The 15,172-nt window shown below is 39.3% G+C and carries 19 protein-coding genes; 9 read left to right on the top strand and 10 right to left on the bottom strand.

Annotation, left to right across the window (positions count from 1 at the left end; genetic code table 11):
* Positions 1–98 precede the first annotated feature (98 nt).
* Positions 99–1,844: a Na+/H+ antiporter NhaC family protein gene (locus CMT41_RS08685; RefSeq protein ID WP_058027043.1), complete on the top strand. Its 1,746-nt coding sequence runs from the start codon at positions 99–101 to the stop codon at positions 1,842–1,844.
* Between the two features lie 35 nt (positions 1,845–1,879).
* Positions 1,880–2,770, top strand: a complete 891-nt coding sequence (locus CMT41_RS08680; protein ID WP_058027042.1) for a LysR family transcriptional regulator — start codon at positions 1,880–1,882, stop codon at positions 2,768–2,770.
* A gap of 18 nt (positions 2,771–2,788) precedes the next feature.
* Here CMT41_RS08680 and CMT41_RS08675 read toward each other — a convergent pair whose 3' ends face one another.
* From CMT41_RS08675 to CMT41_RS19070, 9 genes are all read right to left on the bottom strand, one after another.
* Entirely contained in the window at positions 2,789–3,430 is a 642-nt protein-coding gene (locus CMT41_RS08675) for a DsbA family protein (RefSeq protein ID WP_058027041.1), read from the bottom strand.
* An 8-nt stretch (positions 3,431–3,438) separates the two neighbouring features.
* Positions 3,439–3,894: a disulfide bond formation protein B gene (locus CMT41_RS08670; protein WP_058027040.1), complete on the bottom strand. Its 456-nt coding sequence runs from the start codon at positions 3,892–3,894 to the stop codon at positions 3,439–3,441.
* A gap of 481 nt (positions 3,895–4,375) precedes the next feature.
* Positions 4,376–5,278 (bottom strand): alpha/beta hydrolase, encoded by a 903-nt coding sequence (locus tag CMT41_RS08665; RefSeq protein ID WP_198149796.1) that lies wholly within the window; start codon positions 5,276–5,278, stop codon positions 4,376–4,378.
* 144 nt (positions 5,279–5,422) lie between these two features.
* Positions 5,423–6,037: a LysE family translocator gene (locus CMT41_RS08660; RefSeq protein ID WP_057180925.1), complete on the bottom strand. Its 615-nt coding sequence runs from the start codon at positions 6,035–6,037 to the stop codon at positions 5,423–5,425.
* Between the two features lie 332 nt (positions 6,038–6,369).
* Entirely contained in the window at positions 6,370–6,633 is a 264-nt protein-coding gene (locus CMT41_RS08655; protein ID WP_057180924.1) for a type II toxin-antitoxin system RelE family toxin, read from the bottom strand.
* Complete coding sequence (locus CMT41_RS08650; RefSeq protein WP_057180923.1) at positions 6,620–6,853, bottom strand: ribbon-helix-helix domain-containing protein; 234 nt, start codon at positions 6,851–6,853, stop codon at positions 6,620–6,622. Before CMT41_RS08650 ends, CMT41_RS08655 begins: the two co-directional genes overlap by 14 nt.
* Positions 6,854–7,226: 373 nt before the next feature.
* Positions 7,227–8,201 (bottom strand): transposase, encoded by a 975-nt coding sequence (locus CMT41_RS08645; protein WP_058027038.1) that lies wholly within the window; start codon positions 8,199–8,201, stop codon positions 7,227–7,229.
* A 165-nt stretch (positions 8,202–8,366) separates the two neighbouring features.
* On the bottom strand, positions 8,367–9,590 hold the full coding sequence (gltS, locus tag CMT41_RS08640; RefSeq protein WP_058027037.1) for a sodium/glutamate symporter: 1,224 nt from the start codon (positions 9,588–9,590) through the stop codon (positions 8,367–8,369).
* A gap of 259 nt (positions 9,591–9,849) precedes the next feature.
* Complete coding sequence (locus tag CMT41_RS19070; RefSeq protein WP_143760135.1) at positions 9,850–9,987, bottom strand: DUF4177 domain-containing protein; 138 nt, start codon at positions 9,985–9,987, stop codon at positions 9,850–9,852.
* Positions 9,988–10,284: 297 nt separating this feature from the next.
* Between CMT41_RS19070 and CMT41_RS08635 the strand changes: the two genes are divergently transcribed.
* From CMT41_RS08635 to CMT41_RS08615, 5 genes are all read left to right on the top strand, one after another.
* Positions 10,285–10,533: a type II toxin-antitoxin system Phd/YefM family antitoxin gene (locus CMT41_RS08635; RefSeq protein ID WP_057180920.1), complete on the top strand. Its 249-nt coding sequence runs from the start codon at positions 10,285–10,287 to the stop codon at positions 10,531–10,533.
* A complete protein-coding gene (locus CMT41_RS08630; RefSeq protein WP_058027036.1) occupies positions 10,523–10,810 on the top strand; it encodes a type II toxin-antitoxin system RelE family toxin in 288 nt (95 codons plus the stop codon). The genes CMT41_RS08635 and CMT41_RS08630 overlap by 11 nt, the downstream gene beginning before the upstream one ends.
* Before the next feature lie 143 nt (positions 10,811–10,953).
* Positions 10,954–11,223: a DUF4160 domain-containing protein gene (locus CMT41_RS08625; RefSeq protein ID WP_057180918.1), complete on the top strand. Its 270-nt coding sequence runs from the start codon at positions 10,954–10,956 to the stop codon at positions 11,221–11,223.
* Positions 11,224–11,233: 10 nt separating this feature from the next.
* Positions 11,234–11,473: a DUF2442 domain-containing protein gene (locus CMT41_RS08620; RefSeq protein ID WP_057180917.1), complete on the top strand. Its 240-nt coding sequence runs from the start codon at positions 11,234–11,236 to the stop codon at positions 11,471–11,473.
* A 349-nt stretch (positions 11,474–11,822) separates the two neighbouring features.
* Positions 11,823–12,278, top strand: a complete 456-nt coding sequence (locus CMT41_RS08615) for a hypothetical protein (RefSeq protein WP_058027035.1) — start codon at positions 11,823–11,825, stop codon at positions 12,276–12,278.
* A gap of 395 nt (positions 12,279–12,673) precedes the next feature.
* Here the strand turns inward: CMT41_RS08615 and CMT41_RS19370 are convergent, their stop codons facing one another.
* Positions 12,674–12,964 (bottom strand): SEC-C metal-binding domain-containing protein, encoded by a 291-nt coding sequence (locus CMT41_RS19370; RefSeq protein ID WP_057183207.1) that lies wholly within the window; start codon positions 12,962–12,964, stop codon positions 12,674–12,676.
* A 141-nt stretch (positions 12,965–13,105) separates the two neighbouring features.
* Between CMT41_RS19370 and CMT41_RS08605 the strand changes: the two genes are divergently transcribed.
* Both CMT41_RS08605 and CMT41_RS08600 read left to right on the top strand, forming a co-directional pair.
* Complete coding sequence (locus CMT41_RS08605) at positions 13,106–14,089, top strand: tyrosine-type recombinase/integrase (protein WP_232300044.1); 984 nt, start codon at positions 13,106–13,108, stop codon at positions 14,087–14,089.
* Positions 14,082–15,146, top strand: coding sequence for an IS91 family transposase (locus CMT41_RS08600; RefSeq protein WP_058027034.1), 1,065 nt, complete (start codon positions 14,082–14,084; stop codon positions 15,144–15,146). Before CMT41_RS08605 ends, CMT41_RS08600 begins: the two co-directional genes overlap by 8 nt.
* Positions 15,147–15,172 lie beyond the last annotated feature (26 nt).

Here is a 15,172-nt window from a genome sequence, read left to right as displayed (position 1 = left end):
TTGAACAACTTACCAAGGTCTTTAGCCATGTCTACATCAACTCAGAGCTTTAACACCTCGGTATGCACTAGTCGTATTAACAAAGTAGGCTGTTATTAATGAACAAAAATAATAGTCTTGCCCTCCTTATTATTAGTTTCGGGTTGTTTTTCGCTTTCTATGTCAATAACGCGGTTGATAAAACCTGGCTAGAGCAATCTTATCTTTATGATACATACCACACAGAGTCAGGTGAAGATGCCTATAAATATAAGGGCAAAGAAGTCATAATTACCGATATTGTGCCTTACCATCAATCTCCCCTCACACAAGAAAACTTAAACCTAAGCATAGATTCAAGCATAAATAAATTAAGCCTACAGCCACTATTAACACAGCAATGGGTTAAAAATGACGAGCAACAATTAATCCTACTTAAACCGGCATTTCATTTTGGCCTGTGGTCTTTGCTGCCTGCTTTTATCACCATTGCTTTATGTCTGCTCACTAGAGAGCCGCTAACGTCCCTGTTTGCTGGCATAGTAGTCGGCGCAATAATGTTAGGAAAATACGATTTAACGGATGCCGTGATCATTCCCAACTTAGCCAAAGAAAGCACGGCTGGGCTATTGTTACTGTATTTATGGTTATTAGGCGGCTTATTAGGCATTTGGTCTAAAACCGGTGCCGCCCAAGCTTTTGCTAACTATATGACCGAGCATTTTGTTAAAGGGCCACGCTCAGCCAAACTAATTTCATGGCTGCTGGGGCTATTGTTTTTCCAAGGCGGCACTATGAGTACCGTTTTAGTCGGTACCACGGTCAGACCGCTTGCTGATAAAGCCAAAGTAAGCCACGAAGAAATGAGTTATATCGTTGACTCAACGGCTTCGCCTATTGCCTTGGTGATCGCTTTTAATGCTTGGCCCGCCTACGTACAAGCGTTAATTTTTGTTCCTGGGGTAGCCTTTTTGGCAACAGAAGCAGACCGACTTAACTTCTTTTTCAACAGTATCCCGTTTAGCTTTTATGGCATTATTGCGGTAATAGGCACCTTATTATTGTGTTTAAATATCACCACTTTTTCAGGTAAACGAATTCGTCAGGCTCAACAAAGAGCCTTAAAGACAGGTCAGTTAGATGCTCCAGGCGCAAGGCCGTTAAGTGCTAAAGAGTTACAAGCCTGTGATGTACCTTCGGGATATAACGCCCATGTATTAGAATTTATCTTACCTTTAGTAACCTTAATAACTATTGCCGTTAGCACTTTTATATTTTTAGGCTCGCCTAAAATCAACTGGGCTTTTGGCGCAGCGTTATTACTGTCGGCTGGCATTGCCTTAATAAAAGGCATGTCATTAACTGATGTTGTTGATGGCTTTGGTAATGGCCTAAAAGGCGTGGTGCTGGCTTCGGTGATCTTAATGCTAGCGGTTATTATTGGCAGTATCAGCAAAGAAATAGGTGGCGGCTTGTATTTGGTATCACTGCTTGGTGAACAACTACCCTTTTGGCTGTTGCCACTTTTATTGCAGTTAATCACTATGGTTATCGCTTTTTCTACCGGTACCAGTTGGGGCACCTATGCGATCGCTTTTCCATTAGCTATGCCTCTAGCTTGGGCGGTTTGCCAATCACAGGGCCTTGCTAACCCAGAGCTCTTTATGATGGTTTGTTTTGCCACTGTGCTTAACGGTAGCGTGTTTGGCGATCAATGTTCACCGATATCAGACACCACCATACTGAGTGCCATGACCACAGGCTGTGATTTAATGGACCATGTTAAATCTCAATTAGTGCCGGCAATATATGCGGCAACGCTTGCCGGCTGTTTATGGACACTCACCGTTTACTTTTTTGCTTAAATTAATATTTAGCTCAACTCACTTAGGAAAGAAAAATGCGCTTAAGACATATTGAGATATTTCACGCCATTTACACCATGGGCTCAATAACCAATGCAGCAAAAATATTGCACGTTTCCCAGCCCTCAGTCAGTAAAGTGTTATCTCACGCAGAGATGCAACTCGGCTTTGACTTATTTAAACGGGTCAAAGGACGTTTGATCCCAACGGATGAAGCAGAAATGCTTTTTGATGAGGTTGATAAAATATACCAACAAATGCGGTCGATAAAGAATACCGCAGAGAACATTAAAAAATCTGAGTACGGTCAAATCAGCTTAGCCTGCAGTCCAGCATTAGGCTTTGATGTTATTCCAACTGCCATCGCAAAATATCACCAAAAGCATCCTCAGGTAAACTTTAACGTGCAAACTGTACATAACGATGAGGTAATGCAAACCTTGTTAGAGCATAAATGTGATTTAGCCATTTTGTTCGCGCCCAATATTATGCCTGGCATAACCTCAATGGAGCTGGCTCAATCAGAGTTAGTTATAGTGTATCCCAAAGCAAACTTCCCTGACTGCCCGAGCGAGTTAAGCTTGAGCCAACTAATAGCATTTGAATATATTGATATTGGCGACAGTGGACCTTTGGGAGACCTACTCTGGACTAGAATGATGCAAGACAACATCACCCTAGAATCGTTAATTAAAGTGCAAACCTATTTCATTGCCGCCAGATTAGTGGCTCAGGGCGCAGGCATTTGTGTGGTAGACCGATTTACCGCAGAAGGTAATTTATCAGACAACACCGCCATTGCTTCTTTTAATCCGCCATTAACCTTTACTGTTAATGCCTTGTACCTTGAAAATAAAAGCCTGTCGAAAGTGAGCGAAGAATTTTTGCCTTATTTAATCGAAAAATTTGCTGCAGTCTCTAGTTAGAGCAGCAGCAAAATATTACTAATAAGCCTCAGCAACCGCAGCTTCTACTAACTTAACCAGTTCGTCATAGCCAAAGATAATCAATGGTTTGCCATTCACAAAGAACTGCGGTGTCGCACGTACTTTTAAGGTTTGTCCATCTTTTATATCTTGGGCAATAATTTTAGCAACCGTACTGCTTTGCCAATCTTTATCGAGTTGCTCATGATCTAATGCAAGGGTTTTTATAGCCAATAAAGCACGTTGTGGTTTTGATACATGATTTTCAACCCAGCGTTCTTGGTTGGCAAATAACAGTGCAACTGCCGGCCAAAACTGTCCTTGTAGATGCGCAGCTGCCAGCATTTTAACCACATCTTCGGAGCCTTGGTGTAACGGCGCATAACGCATAACAACTTTCACTTTACCTTGATATTTTTTAACTAGGTTATTGAGCAAGGGGTAAAACTGACTGCAAGTACCACAAGCCGGATCGAAAAACTCGACAATAGTCACTTTAGCGTGTTGCCCTCCTTTTTCTGGGGCATCAATTCGTTCCAATGCGGGTAGGTATTCACTCGCTATTGTTGAGGGTTGTTGGCTTTTGTACATCATCACGCCAACAATAAAAATAATGCCAATAAACGCCGCGACGCTGATAAAAAGAGTTTTATTATTCATAGTTATTCCTAATAAGTGTTCTGGGTACATTGTTTTTTAGAGAGAAAGAGTAACAGGGCAATAAGGCTAAAGGTTAATAATGACATCACTGGGATGTTTAAAAAACCCAATAAGGTGAAATGTGTTTCAGAGCAAGGTATGCCTTGTACACAGGGTTGCACGCCTTCGGGGATAAGCCCGGCGACAACAAGTACATGAAATAACGCCACAAACCAACCTAACAGAACTAATGGACTGGCGTAGCGAATAATCTTAACATCGAAAGGAAATAGCGCCAAAGGCAACATGATCACTAAAGGGTAAAGTGCAATACGTTGATACCAACACAAGACACATACAGGTAACTGTACTATTTCACTAAAAAACAAGCTAATTAAGGTGCCACTCGTGGCTAATATCCAAGCGAAAAATAGTAAATTCCAACTTTGATTATTGTTCGCTGACGCGATATTTTTATTATTCATTTGCCGTTATTTTTCCAATATATAGGTAAGTTATCAGCAACTAACACTGATAGATTAATTGCATAACCTGTTTGAGTACAGGGTAAATAATAACAATTTTTCGCACAGTTATCAGTATGATTTAACTCGCAATACCAGTGGTTTTTATTGACCGTTTGAATTGCCTTGTTAGTTGTTGGAGTTTAAAAGCGCAAAACTAACAACAAGTTACCATGTTTATTGGTTGTACGGAAGAGTCAAAAAACACCACCAGCACTACACACCTAAACCTGATTTTTAGCCTTAAAAACTAAAGATTATTTGATCTTACAACCGTGAAAAGCGAAAACTGGGTTGGGCCAAGAAGAAGTGAGTATTTGAGGCACTTCCATTGCCAAACCAAAGATTGAACCAAACACAAAACATTAACGAAAACACTGAACTAGCAAATAAAGTCAGCTGATTTAGTGCGTGCAACTAACGCCCTGCTAGGCGCACCTGCTTAATTTGCTAATATATTAGATAAACTATCGACATAATTATCAGGTAATATATGACCGCCAGAAAAAACAATTCTTTCTTTTTTAGGCGTTGATATATGTTTAAAAATAAAATCGTTTTCACTTTTTGATGCATTTTCATCATCGTCAGCAGTAAGCAACAATACATCTTGGTTTTTTAAAAGTGATATGAAATTCTTAGGTGCAACAAGCGCGGTTTTATCGTCAAGATACGGAGGTACAATAGAAATTATTTTGCTAATTCTCTGATCGAGACTAGCTAAAATCAAACCAATTTGTCCGCCCATACTATAGCCAACAACAGAAATATTACTTTTATCTAAATTATTCTGCTGTGATACCCAGTCCAACAGGACACGATGATCTATTACAGTATTTTTAATCATAGCTTCATAATCAGTTTTATCGCCAAAAAAGTGTAAATCATTCATGATAGATCTTAAAGTTCTGTCAGGATTTTTTCTTTTACCATGATATCTAGCATCTATTGAAATAACTACATAACCATTTTTATCAGCAAGTTCCGTAATTTTATTTACTTGTGTCACAGTTGGTCGCCCCTTAAAAGATTCAGACCACCATCGTTGATACCCTCTTCCCATAGCTGAAATACCAATAAGTACAGGATATTTATCTGCTTGGTTCTTAGGGTATGAAATTTGACCGTTAACAATACTTTGATCAAATGATTTGTAAGTAAAAGTGAATAGATGTGGTTCTATTTCCGTTAAAATCAACTCAACAGCTTGTTCAGAATTATACTGATATTGTTTTATTATTTCTGCTTGCTCCATTGATATTTCATCAAGAGCTAAAAAGCTATACCAATATCCAAAAACTAGAGCAAAAGTAATTACCAGTATCATTCCTATTTTTCTTATCATGTCGATCCTTTTGTTAGTAATATAATTAGAAATAAACCACCATACGGTCATACCAACGCCCAAATAACAGGCTAAGTAATGGTTGGCTAAAATGTTTTAGGAACGAAAAACAGCAAACTCGTTTTTGTCATTTTGAATCGCTTGTTAGGCAACATATTGATCAAAAAGCTCTTTTAATACGGGTAATACAGAACCAATTAACAGCAGTGCCATGGCTACATTGAATGTTTTTTGGTGCTTAGGCGATTTTAAGTACTTTTTAAGCCCCGATCCAAAAACTAACCAAACACCAACACACGGAAAAGATACAACAAAAAAGGCTAAGGCTATATAGATAACTTGATTAAATACGTCTGTTGATAATGACGTATATGCTGATACTGCCCCTACGGCCATGACCCATGCTTTTGGATTTACCCATTGAAATAATGCAGCCTGAACAAAACTGAATGGCTTAGAAAGTTTACCGTCCAATGAGGTTGGTGAAGATAAAGCGATTAACCAAGACAAATATAGTAAATATATGACACCAAAAATTTTAATGATTTCGTGAAATAAAGGATACATTTCAAAAAATACACCTATTCCTAACCCAACCAATATGACCATCACGGGAAAGCCGAAGCAAATTCCCAATAGGTGGGGTAAACTGCTTTTAACTCCGTGGTTTAAACCTGATGCCATGATCATTATATTATTTGGTCCAGGAGTGATACTTGTAGACACTGCAAATAATAAAATAGCTAAAAACAACTCCATGATGTGATGATATTCCTTGTTGCCTTATTAGTTTCCGAATATTAAAAACGCTGAACTAACAGTAAGTTATCATGTTTACGGGATAAACGGAAGAGTCAAAAAACACCACCCGCACTACACACCTAAACCTTATTTTAGCCTTAAAACTAAAGCTTATTTGATCTTAAAACCGTGAAAGGCGAAAATTGGGTTGGGCAAAGAAGAAGTGAGTATTTGAAGGCACTTCCATTGCCAAACCAAAGATTAAACCAAACACAAAACATTAACGAAAACACTGAACTAGCAAATAAAGTCAGCTGATTTAGTGCGTAAAACTAACGCTTTGCAACTTGTTAGTTGCTCTTATACACATGTGACCTATGGGAGACTTTTACAACATTTACAATAAGTAAACCATCTTTTATCTCGTAAATTATTCGATATAATCCCTGTCGAACTCTATAGATTTCTTTGTCTGATAACTTTATACAACCTTCACCTCGCGGATTCTCAGATAAAATGTCAATTTTACCTAATATCTTTTTTATATCGTTTTTAGGTATAACTCGTAAATCTTTAGCTACTGACTTTTTAAATGTGATTTTATATTTTGCCATGCGACTTCAAATCATTTAGCAAATCTTCATAAGATATTTCAGATTCATTGATTCTTTCTGATACAGCAGCTAAATCTTCTTGGTCTTCACGCATTAGTAAGCGAACAGCTTCATCTATTAGCTCTGAAACAGATAGGTTTGCTGAGGCTGCGCGCATTTTTAAAGCTTGATGTATCTCTGGTTCAAAATAAACAGTCGAACGTTTAGATAAGTTACTCATAGTGATGACTCCATTTATTCAATAACAACACTATAACACCACAACGTTATAATGTCACCGGACTTGGATGAGCAACTAACAAGCCTGTAGAATAACTCGTTTTTTAACTTTATTTATAATCGAAACGAAATTAACTAGTAAACTAACTAGTAAACTAACTAGGACACTCGCTTATAAAACATCATAAAAAGAAACGATAATACAAGCTACATAACCACTCAAAATAGGCTCAATGATTACTTATAAATCCTAAAGTCGAATAATATTTACTAAAACTTCAAATAAAGAGGATAAATGCTGTTTTTTAGACATGACAAAAACATCGGGTTTGAGGTGTAGTTAGAAAATAAGATGAGTAATGGGTACTGAATTGTTACGCCAAAAGTTTATCACAACAACTGACATTCGTTCGCCGCTTTAAACCTTTATGCGCACAGTAATCAGACAATACATCGCTGTGCCCCACAGCACCATGAAAAAGCTTGCTGAAATCTTTTGCCAGGGTTAGCCAATTTTCAGCTTTGATATTTAAACGGCTAAGCAGTGCGGGTTGGTTTTCCTCAATATGTCCCACTTTATCTTCACGAAGGCAGCGCCCTGTCATTTCAATTAATTCAAGGTAATCCTTAAGCTCAAACGGTAAACCTTTTGGCATTGCTTGTCGTGGGTTGCCCACAAAAGGCAGTAACCCTTGGGGTTGTTTACCTTTTTTAGCTTTTTCTACTCGCGTTTTTACACTGGTGTACGTTGATGTTTCGGGTGTTTTAGCAATCTTTGCTCGAACAGGGTTTAAATCAACATACGCCATACAAGCGGCAAGAGCGGCTTCATCTAATAAGGCTTGAGATTTAAAACGCCCTTCCCAGAAATGACCTGTACAGTGGTCTTCTTGGTTTGCTTTGATAGCAATACCTTGGTTGAGTAAGCGCATAAACCAACTGATATCCATTAAGCGCTTCCGATATACGTCAACCGTTTCAAGTAAAGAAGTCATTAGGTGCTCTGGAATGTCTTCACCACGACAATACTGCTGCGTGAGTAAGGTTCCTTTGAATAATTGATGCCACCGCTCAATCACTTCGATGGATGACCATGATTTCGCGGTGATTTCATCAATAAACAGCACCATATGCGTGTGATTACTCATGATAGCGTAGGCGCATACATCAATAGCAAAAATTTGACTTAAGTCCAGGAGTTTATCTTCAACCCACCCTCGCCTATGGTCAAAATTACGTCCGGTATTTTTATCTTCGCCACATAAAAAGGCACGACGAACACACCGAGAAATACAATGGTAATAAGGTGTGTCAACTAAACTAATGAGTTGTCTTCTGGCGGTTGTCATGACAAGCCCTTTCAATAACGGTCATTGATTAACCGTAGTTGAGAAGTTTCTATTATTCAACTTTGAGCGACTGTCCTCGTTAATTCCCTATTCCTATTACTCTCGTTAATTCAAGGGAGCTGCGTTCGCCTTATCGATCAGGAATATTCCCTCGCTAGCTTCATTTTAGCCAATGACACCCAGGTATCCTTTTAAGATGATGGCGTTGACGATATCGATGAAGAAGGCACCGACAATGGGGACTACCATAAAGGCCTGAGGTGATGGACCTGATCTCGATACCAGTGCGCCCATATTCATCACCGCTGTCGGTGTAGCGCCCAAGCCAAATCCACAATGACCTCCGGCAATAACGGCTGCATCGTAGTTACTTCCCATCAGGCGAAAGGTCACGAAATAGGCGAAGAAAGCAAGGATCACGGTTTGAAGAACTAGAATAATTAACAGGGGGACGGCAAGATCCAATATTTCCCACAACTTCAAATTCATCAAGGCCATGGCCAGGAATAATGATAACGACACGGTGCCCAGGATATCGACGCACTCGCTGTGGATCTTATAGCTACGAGATAACTCTGTCAGATTGGTGATCATCACACCTATAAATAGAGCGTAGACAAAATCAGGCATTTTCAGCCAGCTAATATCAAAAGTGACAATTAACACCCCGATTCCTTTAGAGCCTGCCACACATAGCAGCAAGATGAATAATGTTTCCAATATGCTCTTAGCAGTCACCCGGTCTTCTTCCAGCTGATCATAGGTCACCAGATCCGGATGATCCTGATGATGATTGCCACCTGCACCGTATGAGGAAACCAGATTATTCTTAGAGATCAGCCTTTGCGCCACAGGCCCACCAATAATTCCGCCCATCACCAGGCCGAATGTTGCCGCAGCCATGGCAAATTCCAAGGTATTGAGACCATAATCTTCAGAAATAGTCTGTGCCCAGGCAGCGCCTGTGCCATGACCTCCCGAGAGAGTAATAGAACCGGCGACCAATCCCATAATGGGCTCTAAACCCAGAGCCGTCGCCATGCTGACACCCACAGCATTCTGAATCACGATGTAGAGAGAGGCAATACCCAGGAAGATGAAAACCCGGCTTCCTCCCTTAAGCAACATCTTATAACTCGCCGCCAGGCCAACCGTGCTGAAGAACATCAGCATCAAGGTATTTTGCATAGAAAGCGTAAATATGAAGGAGATATGGTTGAAATGTAAGACGGTGATGATGCTGGCGATAATCAGGCCGCCGACGATTGGTTCAGGGATATTGTATTTCCTGAAGAATGGAATGTGACGATTGACAAAGTGGCCTATGAAAAGTACCAGTATGGCAATGAGGAACGACTCAAGCTCGCCTATCGTATAAATATTATTCATGAAACTCCAAATTCCTATTTATATGCATTCAATGTTTGGCAGATTCAACCTTGAAGTGCATAATTATTTAGGCTGCTAGCGCAGCCATATGTTCGGCCCTTAACTTGGCGGAGCCGCATGCAGGGTGGTGTGGGGGCTGGAGGTTAGATACCTCTGGCTACCCGATTAGGTAACAACTTGTTGAGATTACGATCTATTTATTTGGACGTTTTGCAATGCCATGAAAATGTGTAGGCCCTCAGGGCATTGTAGGAGCCATTTAAAAATCTATATCTATAATTTCCCAGCCCTCTTTTCCTAAGCTGTTTAAGTAAGCTTCTACTTGTTTAACGGTTCTACCTTTTAGGAAGCCACCCTTCTCTGCATTAGCTGAATCAATGATTTTATATTCCCACATACTAGATATTATCCTTTGTTACCTAACGCCGCATTAAGCGGACTAAAATAGTGGGTTATAATGTGTAGCGAAGTGAAACGTAACCCACTGTTTTAGTTCCGTTTAAATGCCTTGTTATATGTACAATGCACTTAACTGCTTCATAACTTTAACATTCTCTGGTACAGACAAGGTGTTTTTTTTTGTAAACCAGAACGGTTGAATACCAACTGCAATTTATCCGTTTAATTGCCTTGTTAAGTTTCGTCGTTTATACTTAGCCTTAATTAAAGACCACTCTAACGTACTGGTGAAAGCATGACAACTAGAATATTAACTGAAGCTGCGGCAAGTATTAGTGAACTTAAAGCAAATCCAATGAAGGTTGCTCTTAGTGCTCACGGCGAAGCAATTGCAGTGCTAAATAGAAACGAACCTGCATTTTATTGTATACCGGCAGAGACTTATGAGTTTATGATGGACTATATTGAAGATTTAGAGCTACTTGCCATTGTTGAGCAGCGTAAAAGTGAAGCTAGTGTAAAGGTTAGTTTAAATGACCTATGAGTTGGAGTTTAAAAAGTCTGCACTTAAGGAATGGAAAAAATTAGGTGCAATAGTTAAATTACAGTTCAAGAAAAAACTTGCAAACATTTTAGAAAATCCTCATATAGAAAGTGCCAAGCTCTCAGGTGACAATAAATTATACAAAATAAAACTTAGACAGGTCGGTTATAGACTAGTTTACGAGGTAAGCGATACAGTTATTACTGTCACCGTAATTTCTGTTGGGAAGCGTGATAGAGGAAAAGTATACAAAGCCGCGATGGAGCGCCTCAATTAGAGAAACTTAACGCCCAAATAACGGGCAAATAATAGTTGGTTAAAATAGTCGACGCAGGAGCAAAAACCAACTGTTTTTTGTCCTTGTTGAATTGCTTGTTAGCTAGCGTATAATACCCATAGTTAATCACTTTTGAGAAAGCTATGCCAACTATTTCAATGTTTTACGGAATAATAATACGGATGTATTATTTTGATAACCAACAACATCACTTGCCACATATTCACGTTCATTTCCAAGGTGATGAGGCGATCATTGAAATACCTACGGGCCAGTTACTCCAAGGTAAATTACCAAAACCGAAACAAAAACTTGTTGATGCTTGGATTGAAATTCATAAAGATGAATTAATGGCAGACTGGGAGCTTGCAGTAAATGGTGAGTCTGTCTTTAAAATAGATCCTTTAAAATAAGGTAAGTATTATGAACCCTCGTGTAATTACAGTCGAAGCGACAAATAATCATTTTTTAAAATTATCATTTGATAATGATGAAATTAAACTTTTTGATGCCAGCCCTTTTTTGGATAAGGGGATATTTAAAGAGTTACAGGACTATAATTATTTCAAACAAGTCTCTGTAGCTTTTGGCTCTGTAGAATGGCCAAATGAGCAAGATTTTAGCTACGATACTCTTTATTTACTCAGTAAAACTTTAGCCTAGCTAACGAGCCTGTAGAATAACTCGTTTTTTAACTTTATTTATAATCGAAATACTCTAACTGGATTATTTTCTTTTAACAATCAAAACGTTTACGTTTTTGGCGATTTTTATTTTTCATCAATGGGGGGGTAAATACTGGGGAAGTTTTACTGGCTTTTGTCTTTTACGGCTGTTTTCGAGGATATATACGGGCGGGGTTCGCCAAGCTACATCAATTAATTCACCTTGGAACACCATGAACGATAACCTCTATATTCAATAAAATTTGAGTGGCGCGCAATGCGCCACTCTTCCTTTATGGTATTAATATTGCATTATTATACGTATAACTAATTAATGAGGTATAACCATGAATATTAACGTATCTTCTCAATACCAAAGAATTACTCAATTTACTTCCAACTCGATAGCACAAAAAGAGCCTTTTGAAAATACATTAAAGAGTACTACAACAGATACAGTAACCATCAGTAATGATACAAAAAATAAATTAGAACGAACTACTGAAATAATGGCTAAGTATGATCTTAGAAATATGTCTCACAATACATTAGAAAAAATGAGTGATGAACTTCGTAATTCTGGGCTTATGAGTGATCATGAATATTTAATGATGGTAAGACCTAGCAACAATATGGAAGGATTGTACAACATAAAAAATGATCCTAACCAATCAATAGACATGATAGCTAAATTCGAAGAACTACTTGATATACAAAAAAGAAGTAATTCTAACCCTAAATTCATTGATAATGACCAAAAACGCCTTGACTCACTAATGTTTTTTGAAAGTCTACAAAGTTAACTTAACGCCAAGTAATAGCCAGGGAAAGGATATTACTTGCCGACTTTACAGCCTAACGCCCAATTAACGGGCTAAGTAATAGTTGGCCATAATTGTGAACGGAGTGAGCGCGGCCAACTGTTGCGTGTCCCGTTGAATTGCTTGTTAGATGCAACCGTAGTTGAATCAAACGCTTAACGTATTTAAATACACCGTTATTAAAACGCCAAACTTTGAACTTGAGCCACAACACTAACCCTTCAAGAGCGAATGGTTTTGTTAATCTTAGCCTGATGTGTTTCCCAAACAGTGATAAACCTATTCGCGGTTACCACCAAAACCTAAACTGGTGAAACTTATTTGTTCCGTTTGAAGTGCTTGTTATGCAAAATTTTAAAATAGAAAACAGGCCAGTATCACTTAACCTCAGCCTTGCATTCCTTTAATAATTCTTCAGCTTTTTCTTTGCCAAATTCATTTACCATCTCATCCCACATTGGAGAGTTTCTAATTTGATTTTGGTACTCTTTCGTCATTTGATCAATTTCAGATGAAGTGGGTTTCACACCTTGAGAAATAATATGCATGCCTTCTTCATCGGACCATGTAACTGGTAATTCTGAAGCGTTTTTTAGCATGCAGCACTTCTTGTACTTATGACCGCTACCACATGGACATGGATCATTTCTTCCAATTTTATCATTCATAATAAACCTCCATTATAACAGCAGAGTATTTTTGCATAACGCCTACTTAAGCGGAAAAATATAGTTGGCTAAAATATTGAACGGAGTGAAAACAGCCAACTGTATTTTTTCCGTTTGAAGTTCTTGTTGAACGAAGCCGCTTTGCGGCAGAATACAATAAAATCATCTGTACTTACCTTAGCGGGCAATGTCGGCAGCTTTGAGGAGTATATGATGAATATTACTGAGCAAACACGTTTCAATTTATTGGCTCAATCTTACCTTAACGAACTGACCTTACAAGGAAAAAGTGATAAAACTATCGAGTGTTATAGTCGATGTCTTCGACAAACAGCGTCGTTCTTTGATCTCTGCCCGGACCAATTAACCATTGAGGATCTTAAAACTTACTTCCTGCACCTTGTTGAGCATAAGTCATGGAGTCACGTTAAGATCACCCGTTGTGCCATTCAATTTTTCTATACCCATGTGCTACAACGCCCTTGGCAGTGGGTGGATATCGTCAAACCACCCAAAGTACAAGCACTTCAAGACGTTTTATCTTTAGCTGAAGTAGCCGCCATTATTAATACCACACGCCAATTGCGCTACCAAGTGTATTACTTAGCCACCTACAGTTTAGGCTTAAGATTATCTGAAACCTTAAATTTACAGGTCGCTGATATTGACAGCCATTTGATGCAAGTTCATTTGCGCTTCACTAAAAGTAAAAAAGACCGCTTTGTTCCTTTGCCACAAGCCACCTTACTGGCATTGCGGCATTACTGGAAAACACATCGCCATCCCAACTTATTATTCCCTGGTGGTAAACCGCCACATAGTCGCGAAGGTAAAACGCTGGTGATGGATAAAGGCGGCGTACAAAAAACCATTAAAATCGTGGCTAAAGCCTGTGGTATCACTAAAAATGTTCACGTTCATACCCTGCGACATTCGATTGCTACTCACATGCTTGAGCGTGGCGCGAGTTTGCGCTCAATTCAAGTATTCTTAGGTCATGCTTGTCCCAAAACAACCGCACTTTATACCCGTATGACTGAGGAGGTCGCTCACAATAGTCAATTGCTGCTGAATGATATTGTCGACTCGCTTGATATTCACTGGCAGGAGCACACTCATGATTAAACTTGCCACTATTGCCAAAGGCTATCAAGACCAATTGGTGTCTCAGTATGGTCACACAATGCAAGCAGTGCATCATCGTGCGCTCAGGCAAATAATTTCCTGCCATACACCACAAGCAGGAGCCATGTTATATCATTGTGACAATTGCGGGGCGAATAGCACGTTATACCCCTCCTGTGGTCACCGACATTGCCCTGCTTGCCAGCACCAAGCCAACAGTGATTGGCTTGATTTACAACGACAAAAGTTATTGCCCGTTGATTATTATCTGGTGACCTTCACCTTACCTTATCAATTGCGCCACTTTGTTTGGACTCATCAAAAATGGGCTTATCAAGCAATGTTTGAAGCCGCGAAACACACCCTCGACGCCTTTTTTAAACGTGATAAACGTTTAGGTGACGTCAATGGCTTACTCGCGGTATTGCACACGCACTCACGACAACTGAAGTTTCATCCTCATCTCCACTTTGTTGTGCCTGCGGGAGGTGTAGATAAAAAACACAAGTGTTGGAAGAAAAAAACGGGAACGTACCTGTTTAACGCGAATAACTTAGCAAAAGTATTTCGAGGTAAATTTATCGAAAAGATGTGTAATGCGCATTATTACTTACCCTCGAATACACCCACCTCTTGGGTGAGTGATTGTCAGTATGCTGGTAAAGGGGATAGTGCCTTAACCTATCTGGCCAGATACCTTTATCGTGGGGTGGTGAGCGAAAAAAATATCTTGTCACTGACAAATGGCCAAGTAACGTTTCAATACCAAGAAAGTAACACCAAGGAGTTTATAACCATAACGGAGCCAGCGACGGAATTTTTATGGCGAGTGCTGCAACATGTCTTGCCGAGAGGTTTTCGACGAACACGAAACTATGGCTTTTTACATGGCAATGCTAAACGAACATTACATTGGTTACAGTTAATGCTAAAAGTTGTACTGCCGCCCATCGTAATATCGGATAAAAAAGGCGTCTGCTGCCCTCACTGTAAGACGATAATGACCTTAGCTCTAATGCGAATAGGGCATCGAATTATTAGTGGCCAGTCGATTTAAAACAAGGAGGTGCTTAAGCAGAGGGA

This window comes from Colwellia sp. MT41, assembly GCF_001444365.1.
Taxonomy (GTDB): Bacteria; Pseudomonadota; Gammaproteobacteria; order Enterobacterales; family Alteromonadaceae; genus Colwellia; species Colwellia marinimaniae.
The sequence above is the reverse complement of the archived record's forward strand: the minus strand, read 5'-3'. Positions and strand labels throughout refer to the sequence as shown.

Coding starts and splice junctions, on each gene's coding strand:
- CMT41_RS08685 (WP_058027043.1), top strand. CDS start 99: ATGAACAAAAATAATAGTCTTGCCCTCCTTATTATTAGTTTCGGGTTG.
- CMT41_RS08680 (WP_058027042.1), top strand. CDS start 1,880: ATGCGCTTAAGACATATTGAGATATTTCACGCCATTTACACCATGGGC.
- CMT41_RS08675 (WP_058027041.1), bottom strand. CDS start 3,430: ATGAATAATAAAACTCTTTTTATCAGCGTCGCGGCGTTTATTGGCATT.
- CMT41_RS08670 (WP_058027040.1), bottom strand. CDS start 3,894: ATGAATAATAAAAATATCGCGTCAGCGAACAATAATCAAAGTTGGAAT.
- CMT41_RS08665 (WP_198149796.1), bottom strand. CDS start 5,278: ATGATAAGAAAAATAGGAATGATACTGGTAATTACTTTTGCTCTAGTT.
- CMT41_RS08660 (WP_057180925.1), bottom strand. CDS start 6,037: ATGGAGTTGTTTTTAGCTATTTTATTATTTGCAGTGTCTACAAGTATC.
- CMT41_RS08655 (WP_057180924.1), bottom strand. CDS start 6,633: ATGGCAAAATATAAAATCACATTTAAAAAGTCAGTAGCTAAAGATTTA.
- CMT41_RS08650 (WP_057180923.1), bottom strand. CDS start 6,853: ATGAGTAACTTATCTAAACGTTCGACTGTTTATTTTGAACCAGAGATA.
- CMT41_RS08645 (WP_058027038.1), bottom strand. CDS start 8,201: ATGACAACCGCCAGAAGACAACTCATTAGTTTAGTTGACACACCTTAT.
- gltS (WP_058027037.1), bottom strand. CDS start 9,590: ATGAATAATATTTATACGATAGGCGAGCTTGAGTCGTTCCTCATTGCC.
- CMT41_RS19070 (WP_143760135.1), bottom strand. CDS start 9,987: ATGTGGGAATATAAAATCATTGATTCAGCTAATGCAGAGAAGGGTGGC.
- CMT41_RS08635 (WP_057180920.1), top strand. CDS start 10,285: ATGACAACTAGAATATTAACTGAAGCTGCGGCAAGTATTAGTGAACTT.
- CMT41_RS08630 (WP_058027036.1), top strand. CDS start 10,523: ATGACCTATGAGTTGGAGTTTAAAAAGTCTGCACTTAAGGAATGGAAA.
- CMT41_RS08625 (WP_057180918.1), top strand. CDS start 10,954: ATGCCAACTATTTCAATGTTTTACGGAATAATAATACGGATGTATTAT.
- CMT41_RS08620 (WP_057180917.1), top strand. CDS start 11,234: ATGAACCCTCGTGTAATTACAGTCGAAGCGACAAATAATCATTTTTTA.
- CMT41_RS08615 (WP_058027035.1), top strand. CDS start 11,823: ATGAATATTAACGTATCTTCTCAATACCAAAGAATTACTCAATTTACT.
- CMT41_RS19370 (WP_057183207.1), bottom strand. CDS start 12,964: ATGAATGATAAAATTGGAAGAAATGATCCATGTCCATGTGGTAGCGGT.
- CMT41_RS08600 (WP_058027034.1), top strand. CDS start 14,082: ATGATTAAACTTGCCACTATTGCCAAAGGCTATCAAGACCAATTGGTG.